This window comes from Lelliottia nimipressuralis (assembly GCF_004402045.1).
GTDB lineage: Bacteria > Pseudomonadota > Gammaproteobacteria > Enterobacterales > Enterobacteriaceae > Enterobacter > Enterobacter chinensis.
In genome coordinates this window covers 238259-258819 of the sequence record NZ_SOMG01000030.1, presented here as the reverse complement: position 1 = coordinate 258819, position 20561 = coordinate 238259, and the positions used below count along the sequence as shown (strand labels likewise).

At 54.4% G+C, this 20561-nt stretch carries 18 protein-coding genes and 1 other RNA gene; 8 read left to right on the top strand and 11 right to left on the bottom strand.

The window, feature by feature from the left end; translation table 11 throughout:
* The first annotated feature begins 221 nt into the window (after positions 1-221).
* From ycgZ to fdhF, 4 genes are all read left to right on the top strand, one after another.
* Positions 222-461, top strand: coding sequence for a regulatory protein YcgZ (gene ycgZ / locus E3U32_RS18850; protein ID WP_029739771.1), 240 nt, complete (start codon positions 222-224; stop codon positions 459-461).
* Positions 462-465: 4 nt separating this feature from the next.
* Positions 466-786: a hypothetical protein gene (locus E3U32_RS18845; RefSeq protein ID WP_134349991.1), complete on the top strand. Its 321-nt coding sequence runs from the start codon at positions 466-468 to the stop codon at positions 784-786.
* A gap of 29 nt (positions 787-815) precedes the next feature.
* Entirely contained in the window at positions 816-1094 is a 279-nt protein-coding gene (locus E3U32_RS18840) for a biofilm development regulator YmgB/AriR family protein (protein WP_134349990.1), read from the top strand.
* A gap of 190 nt (positions 1095-1284) precedes the next feature.
* Positions 1285-3435 (top strand): formate dehydrogenase subunit alpha, encoded by a 2151-nt coding sequence (gene fdhF / locus E3U32_RS18835; RefSeq protein WP_134349989.1) that lies wholly within the window; start codon positions 1285-1287, stop codon positions 3433-3435.
* A 44-nt stretch (positions 3436-3479) separates the two neighbouring features.
* Here the strand turns inward: fdhF and fliB are convergent, their stop codons facing one another.
* The 7 genes from fliB to E3U32_RS18800 form a co-directional block, all read right to left on the bottom strand.
* The gene (gene fliB / locus E3U32_RS18830; RefSeq protein ID WP_134349988.1) at positions 3480-4697 is read right to left on the bottom strand and encodes a flagellin lysine-N-methylase; all 1218 of its coding nucleotides are present in this window, start codon (positions 4695-4697) and stop codon (positions 3480-3482) included.
* 109 nt (positions 4698-4806) lie between these two features.
* The gene (locus E3U32_RS18825) at positions 4807-5448 is read right to left on the bottom strand and encodes a LuxR C-terminal-related transcriptional regulator (protein WP_134349987.1); all 642 of its coding nucleotides are present in this window, start codon (positions 5446-5448) and stop codon (positions 4807-4809) included.
* Between the two features lie 176 nt (positions 5449-5624).
* Positions 5625-6137, bottom strand: a complete 513-nt coding sequence (locus tag E3U32_RS18820) for a fimbrial protein (protein WP_134349986.1) — start codon at positions 6135-6137, stop codon at positions 5625-5627.
* 11 nt (positions 6138-6148) lie between these two features.
* Positions 6149-7096 carry a fimbrial protein gene (locus E3U32_RS18815; protein WP_134349985.1) on the bottom strand — a complete coding sequence of 316 codons (948 nt, stop codon included), beginning with the start codon at positions 7094-7096 and terminating at the stop codon, positions 6149-6151.
* Between the two features lies 1 nt (position 7097).
* Positions 7098-9641 (bottom strand): fimbria/pilus outer membrane usher protein, encoded by a 2544-nt coding sequence (locus tag E3U32_RS18810; RefSeq protein ID WP_134349984.1) that lies wholly within the window; start codon positions 9639-9641, stop codon positions 7098-7100.
* 44 nt (positions 9642-9685) lie between these two features.
* A complete protein-coding gene (locus E3U32_RS18805) occupies positions 9686-10363 on the bottom strand; it encodes a fimbrial biogenesis chaperone (RefSeq protein ID WP_134349983.1) in 678 nt (225 codons plus the stop codon).
* Positions 10364-10420: 57 nt separating this feature from the next.
* Positions 10421-10951 (bottom strand): fimbrial protein, encoded by a 531-nt coding sequence (locus E3U32_RS18800; protein WP_134349982.1) that lies wholly within the window; start codon positions 10949-10951, stop codon positions 10421-10423.
* 448 nt (positions 10952-11399) lie between these two features.
* Here E3U32_RS18800 and E3U32_RS18795 point away from each other — a divergent pair, with 448 nt between their 5' ends.
* Together E3U32_RS18795 and E3U32_RS18790 are read left to right on the top strand one after the other, a co-directional pair.
* Entirely contained in the window at positions 11400-12059 is a 660-nt protein-coding gene (locus tag E3U32_RS18795) for a winged helix-turn-helix transcriptional regulator (protein ID WP_134349981.1), read from the top strand.
* 69 nt (positions 12060-12128) lie between these two features.
* A complete protein-coding gene (locus E3U32_RS18790) occupies positions 12129-12758 on the top strand; it encodes a helix-turn-helix domain-containing protein (protein WP_134349980.1) in 630 nt (209 codons plus the stop codon).
* Positions 12759-12802: 44 nt separating this feature from the next.
* Here E3U32_RS18790 and E3U32_RS18785 read toward each other — a convergent pair whose 3' ends face one another.
* The 3 genes from E3U32_RS18785 to ydiJ all read right to left on the bottom strand — a co-directional run bounded on the left by E3U32_RS18785 (position 12803) and on the right by ydiJ (position 16546).
* Positions 12803-12997, bottom strand: coding sequence for a YdiH family protein (locus E3U32_RS18785; RefSeq protein ID WP_003857766.1), 195 nt, complete (start codon positions 12995-12997; stop codon positions 12803-12805).
* Positions 12998-13082: 85 nt separating this feature from the next.
* Complete coding sequence (menI, locus tag E3U32_RS18780) at positions 13083-13493, bottom strand: 1,4-dihydroxy-2-naphthoyl-CoA hydrolase (RefSeq protein ID WP_029739768.1); 411 nt, start codon at positions 13491-13493, stop codon at positions 13083-13085.
* Positions 13490-16546 carry a D-2-hydroxyglutarate dehydrogenase YdiJ gene (gene ydiJ, locus E3U32_RS18775; protein ID WP_134349979.1) on the bottom strand — a complete coding sequence of 1019 codons (3057 nt, stop codon included), beginning with the start codon at positions 16544-16546 and terminating at the stop codon, positions 13490-13492. The genes menI and ydiJ overlap by 4 nt, the downstream gene beginning before the upstream one ends.
* Positions 16547-16744: 198 nt before the next feature.
* Between ydiJ and ydiK the strand changes: the two genes are divergently transcribed.
* On the top strand, positions 16745-17860 hold the full coding sequence (gene ydiK, locus E3U32_RS18770; protein WP_033145295.1) for an AI-2E family transporter YdiK: 1116 nt from the start codon (positions 16745-16747) through the stop codon (positions 17858-17860).
* A gap of 209 nt (positions 17861-18069) precedes the next feature.
* Positions 18070-18177: antisense sRNA RprA (rprA, locus tag E3U32_RS18765), an RNA gene on the top strand.
* A gap of 5 nt (positions 18178-18182) precedes the next feature.
* Here rprA and E3U32_RS18760 read toward each other — a convergent pair.
* Positions 18183-20558, bottom strand: coding sequence for a glycoside hydrolase family 3 N-terminal domain-containing protein (locus E3U32_RS18760; RefSeq protein ID WP_134349978.1), 2376 nt, complete (start codon positions 20556-20558; stop codon positions 18183-18185).
* Between the last annotated feature and the right edge of the window lie 3 nt (positions 20559-20561).

Below are 20561 nucleotides of genomic sequence, written 5' to 3'. Positions count from 1 at the left end.
TTTTTTCGCCCTGTACAACTTACCCGCACCTGACCTTTTTGTACAATATACCCTGTAACGTTACCGCTTCATGACAACCAAATAACACCATGAAAATAAAGCACTTTATAAAATATATCATAAAAATATAAAAAATCTGTACATTTTTAATGTACAGATTTAGGAATTATGTATACCTTAAATGTAACGTTAGTGATTACAAAATTTTACAGGAGCGAAACATGCAGCAGAAAGGTTACGCCACAGATTCCGCAGCAGCGATCGCACAGTACTTCGAAAAGGCCGCGCTTCCTACCCAACAGGAGACGCTGGGCCAGGTGGTTGTCGAAATTCTCAGCGACGGGCGAAACCTTAACCGCAAATCGCTCTGTACCAAACTGCTCAGCCGCCTCGAAAGAGCCGATGGGCCGGAAGAGGAAGAGCATTACCACATGCTGCTTGGTCTGCTCTTCGAACGGTAACGTGATGAATAGCAGTAACGCAGACAGACTGATCGACCAGCTTATCGGTGAAGCCGTTCTCTCTCTTCTGAAAGAGCGGGGGCCAGTGACAACCGAAGGATTGCTGCAGCGTCTGCGGAGCATGAAAGAACATGAAAAGGATCCCCGGCGGCGGGAGACTCTTGCGGTGGTGATTGCCGAGATCGGCTCAAACAGCATCGCATTTACGCGTCGCAGAACCGCGCAAGGACGAACGAACAGAGAGGGACCTCTCAACGATAACAGAGACAATGTTGTGCCGTTATTTGGAAGTGGAAAACCGTCCGATCCCAAAAAAATACATTGACTGCAATTTAACAGCTACGGTGAGAACAAATGAGACAAAATATTCAGCTTCAACCCGAATACCATTCTGCTTTTTTAGACAGTGCGCTGTCGGAATACTTCCGTCACGCAGGCGATCGTTTTGCTGAAGAGTCCGCTATTTTTTCTACTGCAGTACGCTGTGTTCTGGCCTCCGAGGGGCATTTGTCAAATAAAGCGATCATCCTCTGGCTCATTCAGACCCTGGAAGCCACAAATGATGTGGTTCAGGCGGATGTGATTCGTAAGACCCTGGAAATCGTGGTGGGCTACACGATGGACGATCTCTAAGTTCCTGCACTCTACGCACCTAACGTGTCATCGTCAAAACTGACGATCGGCCTGACGATGACACGCGCCCTCCCCGCATAACACCCTGTAAAACCAGCAAAGTCATCCTGGCACGGATCCTGCTACTCTCCGTTTACGGGACTGGGTATTCCAGTCAACTTTGCTTCATTTCTTAACAGGTCTGTTATTGATGAAAAAGATCGCCAGCGTCTGCCCGTACTGTGGTGCAGGCTGTAAATTAAACCTTGTCGTTGAAAATAACCGTATCATCCGTGCCGAAGCGGCAGAGGGGGTAACAAACCAGGGCACCTTGTGTCTGAAAGGATTTTACGGCTGGGACTTCCTCAACGATACCCGTCTGCTCACCCCGCGCCTGACTCAGCCGATGATCCGTTATCACAAAGGCGAGGCATTCACCCCCGTTACCTGGGAAGAGGCTATCCGCTACACCGCTCACAAGCTCAGCAGCATTAAAGCGCAGCACGGTTCGCGGTCAATCATGACCACCGGTTCCTCCCGCGGAACCGGCAATGAAACAAACTATGTGATGCAAAAATTTGCCCGCGCGGTGCTGAACACCAACAACGTGGACTGCTGCGCGCGCGTCTGTCATGGCCCTTCCGTGGCCGGTTTACAGGAGACGCTCGGCAACGGCGCAATGAGCAATTCAATCAACGATATTGAAAACTCAAAATGCCTGCTGGTATTTGGCTACAACTGCGCGGACTCCCACCCTATCGTCGCCCGGCGCGTGCTGAAAGCGCGTGAAAACGGCGCAAAAATTATCGTCTGCGATCCGCGGCGCATTGAAACGGCGCGCATCGCCGATCAACATCTGCAGCTGAAAAACGGCAGCAACATGGCGCTGGTTAACGCCTTTGGCTACGTGCTGCTGGAAGAGGAGCTGTACGACAAAAGCTACGTGGCGCGTTTTACGGAAGGGCTTGAGGCCTACCGGCAGACGGTGAAAGACTATGCGCCGGAGAAGGTCGAACATCTCACCGGTATTCCCGCCCGTGACGTTCGCCAGGCGATGCGCACCTTCGCGGCGGCCCCTTCCGCTACCGTGATGTGGGGAATGGGCGTGACCCAGTTTGGTCAGGCCGTCGATGTGGTCAAAGGGCTTTCAAGCCTGGCGCTGCTGACCGGTAACCTTGGACGACCTGCCGTCGGCGTCGGGCCCGTGCGCGGTCAAAATAACGTACAGGGTGCCTGTGACATGGGCGTTCTGCCGAATATGTTCCCAGGCTATCAGGATGTTACCGATCCGGCGGTCAGGCAGAAGTTCGCCGATGCCTGGGGGATTGACGTTAAGGCGATGGACGATCGCGTCGGAACGCGCATTACCGAAGTGCCTCACCTTGCGCTGGAGGGCAAGGTCAAAGCCTATTACATCATGGGCGAAGACCCGCTTCAGACTGAGGCCGATCTCGGCCTGGTGCGCAGCGGTTTTGAAGCGCTCGATTTTGTCGTGGTTCAGGACATCTTTATGACCAAAACGGCAGAGGTGGCTGACGTTCTCCTCCCTGCCACCTCCTGGGGTGAACACGGTGGCGTCTTTACCTGTGCTGACCGTGGGTTCCAGCGTTTTGGCAAAGCCATTGAGGCCAGCGGCAACGTGAAGCGCGACTGGGAAATCATCAGCCTGCTCGCCACCGAGATGGGCTACCCGATGCATTATGACTCCAACCAGCAGATCTGGGATGAGATGCGCGAGCTGTGCCCGCTCTTCTACGGCGTAACGTATGAAAAAATGGGCGAAATGGGCCATGTGCAGTGGCCGTGCCCGACGCTGGATCATCCGGGCACGCCGTACCTGTACAAAGACAATCAGTTTGACACCCCGAGCGGTAAGGGACAGCTCTTTGCCGCACCGTGGCGCGCGCCGGCTGAAACGCCTGATGACGACTATCCGCTGGTGCTCTGTACCGTACGTGAAGTGGGACACTACTCCTGCCGCTCCATGACCGGGAACTGCGCCGCGCTGCAAAGTCTGGCCGACGAGCCGGGCCGGGTGCAAATGAACCCTGCCGATGCGGACAAACTGGGTATTACCGACGGACAGCTGGTGTGGGTGCGTTCGCGTCGCGGCAAAGTGATTACCCGCGCCAGCATCAGCGAGCGTATCAACGCCGGGGCCGTCTATATGACCTATCAGTGGTGGATTGGCGCCTGCAATGAGCTGACACAGGATAACCTCGACCCTATCTCCAAAACGCCGGAAACAAAGTATTGCGCGGTGCAACTGGAGGCGATTGAGGATCAGCGCTGGGCGGAGGACTTTGCGGCGTCTGCGTATCAGTCCATGAAATCGCGGCTGATCGATGCGGTGAATGTCTGAGGAAAAAGCCGGGTAACGCTGTGCGTACCCGGCCTCTTGCGCGTTTATCCAATCAACAACAGGCAGGATAAATCATCGCCGCCGTTGATTTTATCAATCGCAAAGTCCATGCGCGCATCTATGGTGCTATTGTGCATGGTCTTTTCTGAAAGGCTGGCGATGGTTTTCATCACTACCTGCTGGTCGATTTCACCCTGCATCGATTTTACGCTGAGAATGAATTTGACATAGAAAAAGTCCAGCACCACACGATAAAACTGACGCATGACGGTTGCCGTATTTTTGCCGGGGAAATAGCTGCTGTAGAGTTTATACAGCAGATAATTTCGTAACACGTAAGGTTCTGACAAACAGGAATCCTCACACAATTTATGCCACTGCTGATTAATCTTGTCGAACTTCGCCTCCAGTTCAGCAGCGTCGTCTGAACCGGCAATATTCAGATACGCGGCAATTTGCTGATGCCCTTCAAGAATAAAACCGTCCCGGGCCGAATCTTTCGCCACGTTGGTCCCCATCACGGACAAAGCCAGATATTTCATCGCGTTTGAATTGGCCAGATTACCGGAATCGATCAGCGATTTGCCGCTCTGAAGTTCATTGAGTAACGCCCCGTAGAAATTTTCCACTTCAGAAAATTTATTATGCAAATCAAAATTAACGTGCTGAAGACAGAGAATAAACTGTGCCAGCGCCATTAAATTCTCTTCAATGTTACGGGAAGGCGACTGGATTAAATTCCAGGCAAAAAGATGGATCACCTGCTGCGTCTGCGAGACAGACTGACGCTGCCCAATCAGGTTTGTTTTGTAACGCGCCACTAACTCATCCTGCTCCTGAAGCAGCATGGCATCCGGGTCAAACAGCACGCGTCGCACCACTTCCGGACAGGAGAGCGTCATCGTATGCCGTGTCTCATCCTGATAGCGGGTTGAACTCCGGGGATAGGTGCTACAGGTATGCGAGAGCGCCTCTTCCCCTAAATCGCGGTGTACCATGCAGAGCTTGTTTTCATCGATAAAAGGACAGTCCCCTTTTTCGTTGAGCCTGACTCTGGAATAGTTGCTCTTGCCCTTTCGCTGAAGGATGAGATTCTCTTTGGCAATGGCAGCAATGCCTGCGTGTGAGGAGAGGACATATTTCTGGTGGGTTTTCTTATCAATATTGATCGTCCAGCCACGACAGCATGACATTAAGCACTCGGGCCCAACACACTGAAACTTACAGACAAAAATCGGCTTGATGGTTTTATGAATTTGCATAGCGAAGGCGTCATTATATAAAGCATAAAAAGTACCATGACGCACACGCTATTCTATAGGTGCATAACCGTGCACTATGTTTTGTAATTCACTGCATCAAAGGGGCACATTATCCATAATTATTGACCAGATAGTCACGCAACATGTTCGGGTGACTCTTCTTCTCCACCATTTTGCGAATCAGAGCCATCAGTTCGAAATCACTTCGCAGATTGAATTTTTGCATCATCATATACTTATGCGTAAAGACGGTTTTATCGCTCATCTTCAGCGCACGGGCAATCTGCACCACCGATAACCCCCTGTAAAAATTCACCATAATGCGAATTTGCTGCGGCGATAATATTTTATACTGACACTCGGAACAGCTTATTTTCTTCCAGATATAACCGGGAGATCGCATGCGATACCAGGCGATAAACAATATCTGGCTTAGATGATCGAGCGAGGCACTACGGGGAATAAAAATAATATCCTGAAAACAGGACGGCAATACAGAGAAACGCAGTGCATCCTCAACCAGCCCTATCACGATACCTTTTTGTCGCGCCTGTAATTCAGGAAAACAGGTGAGCGTCTCCCCATGGCATAACGTAATAACGATAATATCCGCCGTACTGACGTTATCGTAGCTTAGCTCATCACCAAAATGGATCTGTCGCTTAAAATTGCGCCAAAAGAATTCCATAAAGAAACGCTGCAGTCCATGGTGAAAAAATTGATCTGTTTCTTGAATCAGGATATTCAACATAGCGAGCACCAATGTCTGTTAATCAATAAGGTTTATACCCTAAATAATTCGAGTTGCAGGAAGGCGGCAAGGGAGTGAATCCCCAAGAGCTTACATAAGTAAGTGACTGGGGTGAACGAGTGCAGCCAACGCACATGCAACTTGAAGTATGACGGGTATATCAACACGCTTGTGTCTTAGTTGTATTGCATCGTCATCACAACGACTGCACTGATACTCCCCGGCGTCGCACCACCGCTAACCGATTTGACCGCAGCCTGCATAGCCATCGTGGCGGTTCTGTCTGCCGCAATATTTTGCGTGATGCTGGAACCCGTTCCCTTTAGCGTCCCCGTTGCGGCCTCACGCATGGCAACCGCAACATTTGTCGCCGAACCGCTGTTCATGTAGTAGTCCGCGCCAGCCACGGGATCGGGGGTGCCGGTAAATGACACCATCACGCTGCGCGTCCCTACCGGACATTGCGTAAACGACAGAGTGAACGGTACCGGGTCGGATGAGGAGCCGGGCGTCGCCATATTTGTCGCCTCTATATTGCCGAGATTAATATCCAGCTGCGTATTCCCGCCATTAAATATGCAGGGAGAGGCCACGATATTTCCCGTCACACCGACACTGACGCTATCGGCGGATAACACCTCCCAACTCAGCAACATAAGCATGAGTATTTTCTTGTGCCGTATATTCATCCTGTTACCTGTTACTGGTAGGTTATATTAAGCGTGGCAGAAGCATTGGCCGAGCCTGATTCGACGGCGGTTAATGTCTGGTAATAGCGCGCCGTTAACGGGAGCGTCTCCTGCCCGCCCGCAGACTGTTTTAATAAAAGACGGCTGTTCAATACCAGCGGCGTACCGTTATATAAAAGCTGCACGCCGACACCTTTAGCCGTACCGGCACTCCCCTGCCCCGTTAATGCCATTATGCTGGTATTGGCGCTGTCGGGGTTTTGTATTCCGCTGAGCGAGACCGAAATATTGGTACCGGCGCTGCAGTTTAATCCCAGATTTTGCGTATTCTGTACGCCCACAGGCGTGGTTCCCACACCGCCTGTGAACGCTGAAGCCGGAATATCGCCAAAGGCAAACGTTAGCTGAGGCGTGTTAATACTGCATGCGAGGACGCTAATGGTTCCTGAGGTGAGCTGCGTGGGAAGGCCGTCACGGTAAACGCCGTCGCTTCCCTGAATGGTCACGACGCCGATAATGCCCGGCGCTAAATCACCCGACTCTACCGGCCCCGTCACCACCAGTTCGACTTTTCCACCAAACCAGTTCACATAGGAGGTTTGCGCGCTATAAGAGAACGTATTGCTCGGGTTATCGAAGGTATTGCCGGACGAAAAACGAATGCCAATACCGCTGAGATTCGTATTGTAAACGTGATTACCGTAGCTGCTCAGCGTGGCATTGTTGTACCGCATGCTAAACCCCAGCATGAACGGGTTGCTGCACCCAGTAAGATACGCCCCCGTCGCTGTCGCCGCACCGGAGAAGATGACCGTCCCAACGGGCGCATCACGCTGAACGTTAATGGTTCCCACCGCCAGCGTAGACAGCTGCGGAACGATGGTGGTGCAGGTGCCGGCACGGGCTATATTCCAGCCGGAGAGTAAGCACACGAATAAAATTATCTTTATGTCTTTCATATTACTGTTCCTGGCGACAGCTGGCGCTGGTGTCAGCAATGCCGCCGTTTGATGTGTGTTTCGGCAGGCTGAAATCGGCGCGACACCGCTGGCTGGCCTGATTGCCCCATGTCGCAACGACCGTTCCCCGCTCGGGCATACCGGTTAAATAAACCTGACCGCGATCGCCCACGATAAAGCTGCCGTTGGCATTACCCTCAAGGGTGACCACCGCCCCAAACGGCACGGCGCGGTTACTGTCCGATAAGGTCATCAGCACCTTGCGGCCAACGCTGGAGATATACTCGGCCTTCACCACCGCGCCACGCGTCGGCGTCACCGTGCGCGTATTGATCTCCAGCTCCACGTCATCAGGCATATTTTCCGGCGCGAGGGCGAGATCGTTTTTCCGGTACACGGAAAGATTGCTGACCACCGTATAGCCCCGGTAATCCGTACGTACTCCGGCCTGATTGCGGATACCCACGCCGTGGGCGCCGGGCGCTTTAATCAACGCATTGGTTTCACCCAGCGGCTGAGAAAACGTCATGCCATCCGCGTGGGCAAGCACACCCCCCTGCACGCCATAATTCAGTCGCTCACTGTTTCTGTCATAGCCGTATCCCACCGAGACGTCACCGTATGTGCCTTTGTAATCGCCGTTCATATTGCCGCTATAGCCCACGCCCTGGGTGCCGTATCCCTGCTGCACGTTCCAGCTCAGGGCTCTGTTTTCAAGGGCTACGCCATTCATACCGACAGTGTGCGTTGCGCCGTTATTCCTGCTGGCGTTCATGCCGTAGTTCACCCACGTCTGGGGGAGAAATGCGTCCAGCGGCACGCTGACGTTAATCGCCAGAAGCCGGTCGCTGTCATAGGTTTTGCCGCTCTCGCTCCCGGATGAGGCTGAACGACCATTTTTGCTGTATGTCCAGGTCACGCCATAGCTGATGTTGTGCCAGTAGTTGTTGTAGCCGGCGCTCCAGGAGACCATCGAGGTACCGGAATTCCAGTAGTCTTCCCGCGCTGCGCTGAGCGTCATCGCCCCCAGACTGCCCCCCAGCGACTGGCTCATCGTCAGCTCTGCCCGGTTTCGCCGTCTGTCCTGCAATGCGCTGCCGTCTCCCCAGGAGTCCAGCACTTCCTGCATCCCGTAATAGCCGCGGGTGGAATAGCGGTATCCCGCAATTGAAACGTTCGTGCCGGTATTCACCATGTTCTTGCTGTAGCGCACGCGCCAGGATTGCCCCTGAGTTTTGGCGGCGTTATCCGGCGTTGACCAGCTCTGTGTAACGTCTGCGGAAAGCGCGCCCGCCTCCCCCATATTTGTCCCCAGGCCTAAGGCCAGCGACTGGTATTTACTGGAACCCTGCAACCCGCCGTAGATCGTCATACCGTGCCGCAGACCGTAAATTCCGGTCAGTTGCCCGAACGGCGTTTTCTCCACGCTGGGGTTATAGGCGCGATAATTTCCCCCGGTGAGGGCATACTTCAGCCGCCCTTCCCGCTGCAGCACCGGCAGCGAGGCATAAGGTTGCGTGAAATGTTGCTCGCTACCGTCAGCCTCTTTTATGGTCACATCGAGATCGCCCGCGCCCCCGGTGGGATACATATCCGCAATCTCAAACGCGCCCGGCGCCACGTAGCTTTGATAGATCTGGTAGCCGTTCTGCCGCACCACGACCTGCGCATTGGTGCGCGCAATCCCGCGCACCACGGGAGCGTAGCCCTTCAGGGAGTCGGGCAGCATGTCATCGTCCGAGGCCAGTTGACCACCGCGAAACGGGATACCGTCAAACACATCCGCAGGTGTGGAGCTGTCGCCAAGCGTGAGCTGGGCCTTAAGCGGGATCACGGCGCGCTGTGCGTAGGTGTACACGCTGTCCCATTTATTCTGCCCGGTGGCCTCCCGTGACCAGGTGGTATAATTGCGAAAACGCCACGGCCCGATATTGACCCCCGGACGCAGGTTCGCGTACTGGCTGGCGCTGCTGGCACCCTGCCCTGTTTTCGCCCGGCTGTTTGCGGCGCTCAGGCTGTAATTCAGCATGGCCGCCGTTATTCCTTCGTCCCACATTTGTGGCGACACGTAGCCCCTCGCTGGCAGATCGACTGCCGCCTGAGGAATGCTTATCACCAGACGCTGAGCACCAAACTGAAAATCGGTGCTGGCCTGCGGAATAGCCTGCAGATCCGCACATCCCGGCTTGCCTGAAGCGAGCTGAGGAAATAGCGCGGTTCTGACGCCCCACTGTTTTAATTGATCGATGCTCAGGCAAGGCTGCAATACCTCATTACCGCTGTCGGTTTTCAGCGCAGTAAAGGTTATATCAAGGGTATCCATTAACTGGTCGTCGAGAATAACGTCAACGCGATACGTTCCCGCTGCCTGAGAGCCAGATTCAAAGGCCGATAAATCAGCTTTGCCCATACCGGGATTATCCAGCTCAACCAGTTCTGTATTAAATGTTTCACTGGCATATAGCGTCGGTGAGTGACCTGCAAGCGCTAAGGCAATAAGCGTCGCCAGGCGCGCAGGCCGCCTCTTTGTATTTAACGTTGTCATTACGAGTAACCTAATTAATGCTCACGTGCCCGTCAGTAACACAATCACAAACGGGCCTGGTGCGTGCTCCCTGGGCTGCCATAGTCGTTAATAATTTTAAACGTGAGCGTATTGCCGCTGCTCCCCGGCGGTAATGTGAACCGCGCGAAAGTGCCTGGTAAAACATACGTCACATCATCAAGTTTTTTATCCCCTACGGTAATCTCATTAAAATTAATGACGTAGGGCGTGCTATTAGTTACCTGAAGCTGATTACCTGTTCGTTGCCAGGTTAATTTATCCGCCTGCTCCTCTGGTGTTGACGCACGCAGGCCATCCGGTCGGTAAATCAGTTTAATACGCGTTTTTACCGCAATTTGCAGAGCGTTCATCTGTTTCGTTGCGGACGGAATGGCTTTGATATTCAGCCAGAATAAGCTCTCCTGCCCCTGAGGCAGTGCTCCCGTCATGACAATACGCTCAAGGTTTTTTTGCCCACCGTCCAGACGATAGAGCGGTGGGGTAATAATAAATGGCGTCTTACCAGAACTCCCGTCCTGCATTTCTACCCATGACTGAATTAACCAGGGCGTAGGGTCAGGATTATTAATATTGATTGATGCTTCTTTTTTTGCACCATCAAATATAATTCGGGTGCCGCCAATAATTACCCCGGCACTGGCGGTCGTTATCATTAGCGATAACAGTGCCACAGCCAATCCGGCGGTTTTGATAAAACGCATTTTATACCTCATAAAACAAAGGGGCCGGGTGGCCCCCTACTGATTACTGCAAAAGACTTAGTTATAAACCACAGAGAAGTTTGCCACCGAGTTAGCCGGCCCCATGGTCACGGTTGCCGCGGTTGAAATATACTGTGCGTAGAAGTTCAACGTATTGTCGGCGGTGCTGCTCAGCGTATAAGTATGGCTATTGCTGCCGTGCAGCGGTAAGTCTGCCTTATCCGCCGTCATCAGGTTAATCGCCACGCCCGTTGCCGCCCCCGGAACGGATGAATCGATAGCCAGCAGGCTGGCATTGGTGGCATCCGGCGTACCGTCAAAACGTACTTTGGCGTTAGTCACCGTCACCGGGCAGTTTTTCAAGACAATATTGAATTGAGTTGCCGCTGTTCTTGCTCCCGTCGAGGGGAATTCCGTCTTATAATAATCGCCCAGCACAACCACCTGGTTCTGAGAGGCGATATCAACATCGCAGGCAGAATCAAGAATATTCCCGTTAAAATTAACCGTTCCTGCCGCAGCGAAAACCGGACTTAGCGGCAGCACGGCGCTTATTGCCAGCATTACCATCATTATATTCTTTTTCATCACATCACACTCTGTATCGATTTATTCATTACTGGAATTGGGCGATGGCGCTGATATGTTCCAGCACCATACTGCATCTGGCCCTTTATATACTGCCTGTCATTCATTAAATAAAAACCACTTGCGGCTTGTGTAGTACAATCCGGATCAGCCCTGCTGACGAGTCAAAATTTATACAACTCTTTTTCCGCGCACAATCTATTTTAAGGTCTAGCTGTAGACTCATCCTTAACAAAAATAAAACATACCTATTGGGGAATACCTTATTTACGTCTTCCCGGGTCTATTTTTGGACCAAAGATGCAATTTCTTATAATTCATAAAATTAGGCCACAACCGTCTTCTGGTCTATTATTAGACCCGCTGAAATCATTCCCTGACATGCTGTTTTTTAAGATAATTCTCTATGCCGATCAAAAAATGATCGAATCAGTGAATGAGGTATCTGATGAACACGCGAATGGCACCTGAATTAACCAAAGAACACTCCACCGTGTTGGGTGTTAAACCTTTTGAGCATATTGAAAAAATAATTGATAACATCCTTCCCTCTGCAGAAAGACGGATTGTGTCAAAAGGTGATATCGTCCATTATTATCAAAACGATATTCGTCAGTGTTTTTTACTTACCCAGGGCTGCGTGGCCTTACACCGCCGCGGCGACGGCATTGTGCTAAATTCTGAATCATCACCCTTTATTCTCGGCGTGAGCAGTCAGTTTTCCTCTGAGCATCTTTATGTCAGGGCACTGGAAACATCAGAAATTGCAGCCGTTTCGCTGGAACGTTTTAATCATGTGGTGGCACAGCAAAACTTATGGGAGCATTTTTCGAAGCTGCTGATTTATACCGCTTCGCGGGTATATGAGCACTGTGCCCAAATTTCGCAAATGTCGGCCTACGACATCATTCGCTTTCAGCTTGTTGAACTCATGCAGGAACCGGATGCAATACGGCAAAATATTACCGCGGCAGCGTATATCAAAAGCCGGACCTATCTTTCACGAAGTGGGATCATGCGAATACTGGCGGAATTACGCACCGGGAAGTACATCACCATGGAGCGTGGTGTGCTGCTTGACGTTCACCATCTGCCGCGAAAATATTGATAGCCAGCGTGCCTGCTCACAGGAGAAGCGCTATAATTAGCCAGGTTATTTTTAAGGTTGTCGGCTACCATGTCCCTTCCAGAACAGTCTCAACGGGGTTCCCCCTACGCGCAAGAGCTTATTTCTTACCTGTTGCCTGATTGCACAACGCGACGTACTGCTCGCGGTGAACGGCTGGATTTGCAAATCAACGGTCAGGGCATGTGCTATTTAATTCTTGAGGGAACGATCGCCATCTACAGAAGAAGTGATGACATGATGCTGTCTACGGCCCGTAGCCCCGGCCTGTTCGGCCTCGCTAACCTCACCGATATCTATTTTAATGATTATATTAAGACCGTTAGCCCTTGTCTGATAGGGACGCTCACCACCGAACGGGTGAATGAAATTATCAAAGAAAAGGCACTATGGGGGCTGCTCTCTAAACAGCTCATGTTTGTTTATAGTCGTCTTTATAACAACGTGATGCCGCAGGGCGCGCCGACGGCGTATGAGATGATTCGCCAGCAGCTTGTGAAGCTGATGGAGGAGGAAGAGAGCTATCGACTGGGCGTCACGGCGGAAAGGTATATCAGGGAGAAAACCCAGCTTTCCCGCAGCGGTGTGATGCGCATTCTGGCAGATTTAAAAACCGGTGGATTTATCGAAATGGAAGACGGCAGGCTTATTAGAATCAACAAACTTCCCGCTAAATACTGAATTCCGGACACAAAAAAGGCCGCAATCGCGGCCTTTTTATTCTCTCAATGGACGTGAACGCCCAACCGCCAGGCAAAGTAGATCTCTTCTTTCAGTTCATTCGAAGAGAGCGCCAGCAAATCTGTAAATTCCAGCTCAAGCTGTTTCAGCTTTTTCAGGTACTGTGCCGGAGACAGGTTGCTTTTATCGCGACGTAAATATTCAATTGCCAGCTGTGTTGGGGTTATTTCAGTATCCATGATGTCCTCGCTTATGTACAAAACCTGACCAGTATATCACAAGCCACTGGCTAATTTTTGACCAAAGGCAAAACATCTGAAAACTTTACACAACCGCCGTCGTCAGTCGCGACGAGCAGCACAGGCGATCCTGCTCATCGAGAATGTCTATCTGCCACACCTGATGGCGGCTACCGGCGTGCAGGGCGCGGCAAATGCCGCGCACGCGCCCGCTGCGCACCGAACGAATATGGTTAGCGTTAACCTCAAGCCCGACAACCTTCTGCTCCCCTTCGGTGCAGAGATACCCCGCCACCGAGCCTAGCGTTTCGGCCAGCACGACGGATGCCCCGCCGTGCAATAAACCAAACGGCTGGTGGGTGCGACTATCGACGGGCATGGTGGCCTCAATCTCATCGTCGCCAATGCGGATGAACTGGATATCCAGCAGACCCACCATATTCCCCTCGCCCATGGCGTTCAGCGCCTGCAGCGTGACGGCACGTTTCCAGATCATCCAATTATCTCCAGTAAAGCCTGTAATGGGTGACGTACACCGTTACCTTCGACCCGTTTGACCTGGCTACGGCAGGAGTAGCCGGTCGCCAGGCAGCGGTTTCGCGGTAAACGCTGCATCGCCTGATGCCAGGAAAGCTCGTAGATACCGAGCGAATTAGCGTGGTTTTTCACTTCGTGTCCGTAGGTGCCGGCCATCCCGCAGCAGCCCACGTTGACACTCTCCAGCTTCGCGCCGAACCGGGCAAAGACAGACGCCCACTGCGCGGGTGCGCCCGGCAGCGCGGTCACTTCCGTGCAGTGACCGAACAGATACCACGGTTCACCGCTGACATCCTGAACCGCTTTGTCGTCCAGGGCCATCGGCAGCCACTCGTGCACCAGCATCACGTTGAAATCGCCGCGCTTATCGCCCAGCGTCTGCCTGTATTCATCGCGATAGCAGAGCACCAGCGCAGGATCGACGCCGACCATCGGTATCCCCAGCTGCGCCACGCGATTTAAGAATTCAGCCGTTTTCTGCGCGGTCTTCGCAAAGCGCGTCAGGAAACCTTTAATGTGCTGCGCCTTGCCGTTGGGTGAGAACGGCAGAACCACCGGCTGATAGCCCAGCTTTTCCGACAGGCGGATGAAGTCAGCAACCACCTGCGCATCGTAGTAGCTGGTAAACGGATCCTGCACCACCAGCACCACGTTCGCTTTCTGCTCAGGCGTAAGCGCCTCCAGCTGCTCCAGGGTCATGTTCGCCGAGCGATGCCCGACGAGCTGGCGCTGCAGAGACGGCACCGACAGCAGCGGGAGATCAACCATACCGATGTGTTTTTCAGAGAGCTTGCGCATCAGCGGCTGGTTGATAAAGAAGTTAAAGGTCTTTGGCGCACGCGCCATCAGCGGCGCGTAGCTTTCAACCGTCGCCACCAGATGGTCACGCACCGGACGCAGATAGCGCGTGTGGTAAAGCTGCAGGAAGCGCGAGCGGAATTCCGGCACGTCGATTTTAATCGGGCACTGGGTGGAGCAGGCTTTACAGGCCAGACAGCCGGACATCGCCTCTTTCACCTCGTGGGAGAAATCGTACTCGCCCTTGTTGGCATGCCAGCTGTTGCGGGTGCGCTCAATCAGCGAGCGCAGGCTGGCCCGTTTTTCCGGTAGCTCCTGCTCCAGCTTGAGCGGATCAACCCCGCGGTCGGCCAGCAGACGCAGCCATTCACGCACCAGCGTCGCCCGCCCTTTCGGAGAGTGGATACGGTTGCTGGTGATTTTCATCGACGGACACATCGGGCTTTTCACATCAAAGTTAAAGCACAGGCCGTTGCCGTTGCACTCCATCGCGCCGCGCCAGGAGGAGCGCACCGCAATCGGGATCTGTCTGTCATACGTGCCGCGCTTGACGGCGTCCACCTGTAGCATTGGCGCATCGACACCTTCAGGCGGGCAGATTTTACCCGGGTTAAGGCGGTTATCCGGGTCGAATGCTGCCTTCACCTTGCGCAGCTCCGCGTAGAGCTGTTCACCAAAAAATGCCGGGCTGTATTCCGCGCGGAACCCTTTTCCGTGCTCGCCCCACAGCAGACCGCCGTATTTGGCGGTTAAGGCCACCACATCGTCGGAGATCTGTTTCATCAGGATCTCCTGTTGCGGATCGCACATATCCAGCGCCGGACGCACATGCAGTACCCCGGCATCAACGTGGCCGAACATACCGTAGCTCAGACCGTGGCTGTCCAGCAGGGCGCGAAACTCAACGATATAATCCGCCAGATGCTCAGGCGGAACGCAGGTATCTTCGGCAAACGGAATCGGCTTCGCCGCCCCTTTCGCATTGCCGAGCAGGCCCACGGCTTTTTTACGCATCGCGTAGATACGCTCGATACCGGCCAGTTCGTTACAGAGCTGCCAGCCGATTACGCCGCCTTCGCCCTGCGCAATCAGCTCATCCAGCCGCTGGCAGAGCGTGGTGACCTGGCTCTCAATCAGCTCCGCATCATCGCCGGCAAATTCCACGATATTGAGACCCAGCATCTCTTTATCCGGCACGTCGGTAATCAGCTCGCTTACGGAGTGCCAGACAATGTCTTCCCGGGCCAGATTGAGCACTTTAGAGTCAACGGTTTCCACCGACAGCGCCTGCGCTTCCACCATAAACGGCGCATTGCGCAGCGCGGAGTCGAAGGAGTCATATTTGACGTTCACCAGGCGACGCACCTTCGGTAACCGGGTGATATCCAGCCGCGCCTCGGTGATAAACGCCAGCGTCCCTTCGGAGCCGGTCAGCACGCGGGTTAAATCAAACTGGGTCAGATCGTCGTTAAAGACGTGACGCAGATCGTACCCGGTCAGGAAGCGGTTCAGTTTGGGGAATTTGTCGAGGATCAGCTGACGGTTGTCGCGACAGCGCTCCAGCACGGTACGGTAAATACGCCCGCTGGCGGTGTTATCTTTGCCCAGCGTTTCCGCCAGTTCGACCGGCATCGGCTGAGTGTCGAGGATATCGCCGCCCAGCAGCACCGCTCGCACGCCCAGAACGTGATCGGAAGTTTTCCCGTAGACCAGCGACCCCTGGCCGGAGGCATCCGTGTTGATCATCCCGCCTATGGTCGCGCGGTTGCTTGTGGAGAGTTCGGGCGCGAAGAAGTAGCCGTAAGGCTTGAGATACTGATTAAGCTGATCTTTGATCACCCCCGCTTCGACCCGCACCCACCCCTCTTCAGGGTTGATCTCAATAATGCGGTTCATATAGCGCGACATATCAATAATGATGCCCTGGTTCAGCGCCTGACCATTGGTCCCGGTGCCGCCGCCGCGCGGCGTAAAGACCAGAGAGGCGAAGCGCTCTTGCGTGGCCAGCCGGGCAATCAGCGCCACGTCGGCCGTTGAGCGAGGGAAAACGACGGCATCGGGAAGAAGCTGGTAGATACTGTTATCGGTCGCCATCGTCAGCCTGTCGGCATAGTTCGTAGCGGTATCACCTGTAAAACCCTGTTGCTCCAGTGCCTGCAAAAAATTAAGCACCAGCTGAACGACGCCAGGTGCCTGAGAAATCTGTGGGATCATTACTGTCGACCCTAATTAGAGTTGTGGGAATCGTTTGCGTGTATCTTAAAAGTTTTATCACATTTTTTTCTTATAATCTCTGCTGAATTACAGGCAAAATCCGCCTGTCAAAAACCGCTGAGATCATTAATGATTAGAGAGACGCGGTTTTCCGTTCCCGCCAGCATGGCTGGTGTTCTTTTAAGGAAAGTTTCATTTATGGTCAATCTTCGCCAGCCCAGGGATGTTGCGCAAATTTTGCTGTCGGTGCTGTTCCTGGCCCTCATGATTATTGCGTGTCTGTGGATTGTTCAACCCTTCATTCTCGGCTTTGCCTGGGCTGCGACCGTTGTCGTTGCCACCTGGCCTTTGCTGCTGCGTTTGCAGAAGCTGCTCTTCGGCCGCCGCGGGTTAGCCGTGCTGGTCATGACGCTCCTGTTGTTCCTGCTGTTTATTATTCCTATTGCCCTGCTGGTGAATAGCCTGGTGGACTCCAGTGGCCCAGTTATTCGCGCCATTAGCAGCGGTGACCTGACCCTGCCGGATCTCGCCTGGCTGAACAGCATTCCGCTGGTGGGTGCCAAACTCTACAGCGGCTGGCATAGCCTGCTGGAGATGGGCGGCAGTGCGTTGATGGCAAAAGTTCGCCCGTATATTGGCACCACCACTACCTGGTTTGTGGGTCAGGCGGCGCATATCGGCCGCTTTATGATGCACTGTACCCTGATGCTGCTCTTCAGCGCTCTGCTCTACTGGCGCGGCGAGCAGGTGGCTTTAGGGGTTCGTCACTTTGCCACCCGTCTGGCGGGTAAACGCGGTGATGCCGCCGTTCTGCTGGCTGCACAGGCCGTACGCGCGGTTGCGCTGGGCGTGGTGGTCACCGCGCTGGTGCAGGCAGTGCTGGGCGGTATCGGTCTGGCAATTTCCGGCGTACCGTACGCCACCGTGTTCACCGTTGTGATGCTGATGACCTGTCTTGCGCAACTGGGGCCGTTGCTGGTCCTGGTCCCCAGCATTATCTGGCTTTACTGGACGGGGGACACCACGTGGGGAACGGTTTTACTGGTCTGGAGCTGCGTGGTCGGCACCATGGATAACGTCATTCGTCCGATCCTCATCCGCATGGGGGCAGACCTGCCGCTGATCCTGATCCTCTCCGGGGTGATTGGCGGACTGATTGCCTTTGGCATGATCGGCCTGTTTATTGGTCCGGTGCTGCTCGCCGTCACCTGGCGTCTGTTCTCCGCCTGGGTGCATGAAATTCCGCCGCCGGGAACTGACCCGGACGTGATCTTGAGCGAACTGGAAGAGCTGGAAGAGAAGAACACGCATTAAGTTTTTTTGCCGGGTGGCGCTAACGCTTACCCGGCCTACATTCCCCCTCACAATACTTTAACACTGCTAAAGTATTTATTCGTTACTCACTGGTCAGACCCGCCATTTCAGCAGTAAGTCAGCTATTAACCTCAAGAAATCTTTACGTCTCTTTAACTATTGAGACGAATCCGATCGACGCTAAATAACACAATGCCTACTATTAGCACACGGTTATAAATCAACACCTTGATTTATAAGCATGGAAATCCCCTGAGTGAAACAACGAATTGCTGTGTGTAGTCTTTGCCCATCTCCCACGATGGGCTTTTTTTTATCCTGACTACGCGCGCTTAACCTCACAGGTACTGAGCATGCGCCACTCAGCAGTCAGCACCCGCGTTTCCCCGGTCACATTCACCGTTACCACTTCACGGATATCCGCCGACGATGCACCCACCTGCAGCTCAAACTCCCCCGGCTCGACGATGCGTTTCCCGTCCCGACGGGTGAAGTTGAACATCTCAACCGGTAGCGTGAAGGTGAGCGTCGCGGTTTCGCCAGGCGAGAGCGTAACGCGCTGGAAGGCTTTCAGCTCCTGAAGCGGACGCACCTGCGTGGCAACCTTATCCCTGACGTAAACCTGCACCACCTCGCTGCCGCTGCGCTCCCCGGTATTGGTGATATCTACGCTCAGCGTCACCTCACCGTCGACCGGCACGCTGCGTTCAGCTACGCGGGCAGCGCCCCAGCTAAATGTCGTCCAGCCGAGGCCGAAGCCAAACGGGTAACGTGAACCGAAATGGAACGCAAACGGCGTACCGCCGCTTTTGAGCTTGTGATTGTAGTAATACGGCATCGCGCCGGCGCTTTTCGGCACGCTCACGACCAGGCGACCCTGAGGCTCTGCACGCCCCGTTAGCACGTCCGCAATGGCCCAGCCCCCTTCCTGCCCCGGCGCCCACGCCATTATCAGCGCCGCGACCTTATCCTCCAGCCCCTGAAGGTTGTATGGGCGCCCACCTGTCATCACGACAATCACCGGTTTGCCCGTGGCGACCAGCGCATTCAGCAGCTGTTGCTGCACGCCCGGCAGATTCAGGGAATCGGTATCGGAACCTTCCCCCACGGTACCGCTCTGGAACAGCCCGGCGAGATCGCCCACGCAGGCCACTACCACATCACTCTCCTGCGCAGCCTTCACGGCCTCGGGGATCAGGGCGGTACTTTGCGATACCGGCGACTGCTGCATCGGTTTGCCGCCGCTGTCACCCGGGAAGACCGGCGCACCCGCCATTCGTTTTTCGATGATGTGACACCCTTTGGCATAGCGCACATTCGATGCACCCAGATAGTGTTCCAGCGCCGCGCGCGGGGTCGTGACCTGCGAGGTCTCTTCCACCATATCGCTGATGATCAAATGCACCGGGAAGCTGTAGCCGCTGAGCAACGCCAGCGGGTCGTCCGCCGTCGGCCCCACCACCGCCACGCGGGGTTTGCCGCCGAGTGGCAAAATGCCGTTATTCTCAAGCAGCGTCAGCGAGCGTGTCGCCACGTCCCGCGCGGTCTGGCGGGTCATCTCATTTTGCAGATCGATACCGTTTTCATCGGCATACGGCTTTTCAAACAGGCCCAGGCGGAATTTTTCGGTCAGCACGCGGCTTACAATTTCGTCCACTTTCGCCATGGAAATCAGCCCACGCTCGACGGCCTCGGCCAGGTGGCGCGCGCAGTCATCTTTCGGCAGTTCGACGTCCAGCCCGGCGTTGAACGCCAGCGCGGCAGATTCGGCCGCATCGTGTGATACGCCATGGTGCTGGTGCAGGAGGCTGACGCCGCCGTAATCGGCGACAACGATCCCATCGAATCCCCACTGTTCGCGCAGAACGGTGGTCAGCAGGAAGCTGTCGCTGTGCCCCGGCTGATTATCGATATCGTGGTAGGCCGGCATCACCGAACCGGCATCGGCCAGCTTCACCGCCATTTCAAACGGCAGCAGGAAGGTGTCGTTAAGCTCGCTAAAGCCCAGGTGAACCGGGGCATGGTTGCGCGCACCTTCACTGAAGGAGTGACCCACGTAATGTTTGAGGGTCGCCAGCAGGTCGCGTTTATCGCCCTGCAGTCCTTTTACGTAGGCCGTGGCCATCACGCCAACCAGCCAGGGATCTTCCCCGAAGGTCTCTTCGGTTCGCCCCCAGCGCACGTCGCGTGAAACGTCCAGCACTGGCGCCAGCCCCTGCTGGCAGCCAACGGAGCGCGCCTCTTTGCCAATCTGTTCTGCCGCCCGCTGCACAAGCGTCGGGTCCCAGGTTGAACCGTAGTTCAGCGACGACGGGAACAGCGTGGCCTCTTTGCACAATAGCCCCACCAGACACTCTTCATGGAACAGCGCCGGTATGCCGAGACGCGTCTCTTCCATCATCATCCGCTGCAGGCGGTTCGCGGCGCGCACGCCGGTTTTTGCTTCAACGATATGGGTGCCCAGCGGACGAGTGATCTGCCCGACCCCCAGCTTTAGCCGTTCGCTGAGTGCAGCCTGCTCGCTCACGCCGGCGAATTCGTCACTCAGATCGCTTCGCTCACGGTGATTGCCGTTTTCATCGAGGATCAGCCAGTACGCATGCATCTGAGCGAACTTCTCTTCCGGGGTCATGCGCGCCAGCAAGTCGGCGACGCGCTCGTGCACGGGACGTCCCGCGTCCTTATAGATAGCTGTCATGTT